The following is a 2,611-nucleotide window of genomic DNA, read 5'->3' as shown; positions in this document are numbered from 1 at the left end:
CAACCCACCACCCCCACCCAACCCACGACGCCCACCACGCCCAACAATACTCCCGTCGCCACCATGGGGGACGACACCCTGGTGGGCACAGCGGGCAACGACCAAATCGAAGGCCTGGCAGGCAACGACACCCTGCGAGGCGCCGCGGGCGACGACCTGCTGGAAGGCGGCGACGGTGCCGACAAACTGTACGGCGACGCCGGGCGCGACACCCTGTACGGCGACAGCGGTGACGACTGGCTGCAAGGCGACGACGACGACGACACCCTGCATGGCGGCAGCGGCAACGACACCCTGCATGGCGGCATGGGCGTGGACGCGCTGTACGGCGGCGACGGCGACGACAAGTTGTACGACACCGCGCCGGGCGACCTGCAGGGCGGCTACTACGACGGCGGGGCGGGCAACGACATCATCGCCTTCAACGTCGGCGGCGTGGCCAAGGGCGGCGACGGCAACGACCGCATCACCGTCGAAGGGCACGTAAGCAGTCTGGCTACCGGCATCGAAGCCGGCGAGGGCGCCGACAGCATCATCCTCAACGACCTGCGCTCGCCCGTTGTCATCGACCTGACCGAAACCACCCCTGCGCGCGACACCGTCACGTTCACCTACCCGTTGGCCGTGCCCGAGCAGCCGCTCATCGTCATCAAAGGCTTTGCTCCGGGTTCCGACGTTTTCGACCTGGGCTTGTTCCACACTTGGGCAACGGGCTCAACCTTCCCCAGCCTGCTCAGCGGGGCCGGCGCCACCCTCAGCAACGGTACGGTCACCAAGAGCTACGTCCAGTTCCTGGAAAGCCCCGCCGAGCCGTACCAGGCCTACCTGTCCCCGCCGCGCACCAAGGACGACTACGGCAAAGGCTTCTTTGTCATCACCGGTGTGTCGGCCGCGGGTACCGACCGTGCTAGCGTCGCCGCCTTCTTGGACGACTACGGAAACAACGCCAGCTACAAGCCGGGCAAGTCGCACTACTTCCCACTACTTCCTCATCAACGTCGGTGCCAACGACATGGCGCTGTACAAGTTCACCGACGACACTGGGGGCAACGACCGCATCGTCGCGGACGAGCTCGCCCCCCAAGCCATCTTTGTGGGCGTGCGCACCGAGCAGCTGACCGAGGCCCAAATCATCGCCAGCTTCTGGAACACTTGACCGCCCCGCAGGGGTGGCCCGCGGTGGTGCCCAACGGCCCTGCTGTCGCATCCGTGCAACAGCAGGGCCCCCAAGGCGCCACAAAAGCGCCCCGCAAGCCCGCTCGGTACCCAAAAACCCGCCGTACGGCCCGCCCAGTAGAGCGCGAACAACAACTTTGGCTATACTATCCTGGCGACAGTGCGCGACAGCAGGGAATGCGTGTTGCGCGTACGGTGTTCGTAGCAGCAACTTTTCACGGAGAGTCAAATGGCTTCATTCATCACCGCGTGCGTATTCCACGCCATGGCGGACACGATTCCATGCTGATGGCGGACAGTGTTCCAGCGTGAAGCCGGACGCGGTTCCACGCTGAAGGCGGACAGCATTCCAAACGGATGGCGGACACCTGCAGGGTGTTCTGAGTGGCCCGAACGCGGCATACGCTGCCCGGTTTTTTGACCGGAGCCAGCGATGCCCACACCCAGGGTCACCATGAGCAAACTACGACACACACTGCAACTGCTGCACGGCGGGGCCTTGAGCACCGCGCCAAATCGGCGCGGCGCTTGGCATCTCCAAGTCCACCGTCAACGACATCGCCAGCTACGCGCGCGCCGCCGGCGTGGACTGGGCGCTGGCCCAGAGCCTGAGCGACGAGGAATTGCAAGCCCGGCTCTACAAGCCACCCGTGGCGCGCGCCTCGCGCCACCTCGAACCCGACCATGCCCACATCCACCGCGAGTTGCGCCGCCCCGGCGTCACCCTGCAACTGCTGTGGGAGGAGTACCAGCAACAGCACAGCGGTCAGGCGTACAAGTACAGCGCCTTTTGCGAGAAGTACAAAGCCTGGGCCCGGGGGTTGAAGCGCTCCATGCGCCAGACCCACATGGCCGGCGACAAACTCTTCGTGGACTACGCCGGCCAGACGGTGCCCATCGTCGATGCCGACACTGGCGAGATACGCCAAGCCCAGGTCTTCGTGGCCGTGCTGGGCGCATCGAACTACACCTACGCCTGTGCCACCGCCAGCCAGAAGGCCGCCGACTGGGTGGCCAGCATCATGGGGGCGCTGGAGTTCATCGGTGGCGTGCCTCGCCTGCTGGTGCCCGACCAGCCGCGTGCCTTGATGGCCCGTGCCGACCGCTACGAGCCCACCGCACACCGCTTGCTCGAAGAGCTCTCGGCACACTACAGCCTGGCTGTCATGCCCGCACGCCCGGCCAAACCCCGCGACAAGTCCAAGGTCGAGGTTGCCGTGCAGGTGGTCGAGCGCTGGATTCTGGCGCGGCTGCGCCACCCCCCGATGGCCACCCCAAAATGCTCCACTTATGGCCGGTCAAACTGCGCCAGGCAGGACAGCTGGATTATGACGGTTCAGGGCTGTTGACGATGCGAGCGGCGGCCTCCTTGAGGCGGTAACTCTTGCCCTCGAACTCCAGCATCGCGCAGCGGTGCATGAGTCTGTCCAGTATG

At 65.6% G+C, this 2,611-nt stretch carries 3 protein-coding genes; 2 read left to right on the top strand and 1 reads right to left on the bottom strand.

Translation table 11 applies throughout. The annotated features are described in order from the left end of the window. Together Tchar_RS13335 and istA are read left to right on the top strand one after the other, a co-directional pair. Nucleotides 1–1,488, top strand: a 1,488-nt coding sequence (locus Tchar_RS13335; protein WP_144329465.1) for a calcium-binding protein, incomplete at its 5' end; no start/stop codon positions are given. A gap of 203 nt (nt 1,489–1,691) precedes the next feature. Continuing rightward, on the top strand, nt 1,692–2,525 hold the full coding sequence (gene istA, locus Tchar_RS13330; RefSeq protein WP_408033628.1) for an IS21 family transposase: 834 nt from the start codon (nt 1,692–1,694) through the stop codon (nt 2,523–2,525). On the opposite strand, the gene Tchar_RS13325 is transcribed toward istA, so the two are convergent. Then, the coding region (locus tag Tchar_RS13325; protein ID WP_236640479.1) for an ATP-binding protein at nt 2,503–2,611 on the bottom strand (109 nt) is incomplete at its 5' end. The genes istA and Tchar_RS13325 overlap by 23 nt on opposite strands.

The organism is Tepidimonas charontis, assembly GCF_007556685.1.
Classification (GTDB): Bacteria; Pseudomonadota; Gammaproteobacteria; order Burkholderiales; family Burkholderiaceae_C; genus Tepidimonas; species Tepidimonas charontis.
The sequence above is the reverse complement of the archived record's forward strand: the minus strand, read 5'-3'. Positions and strand labels throughout refer to the sequence as shown.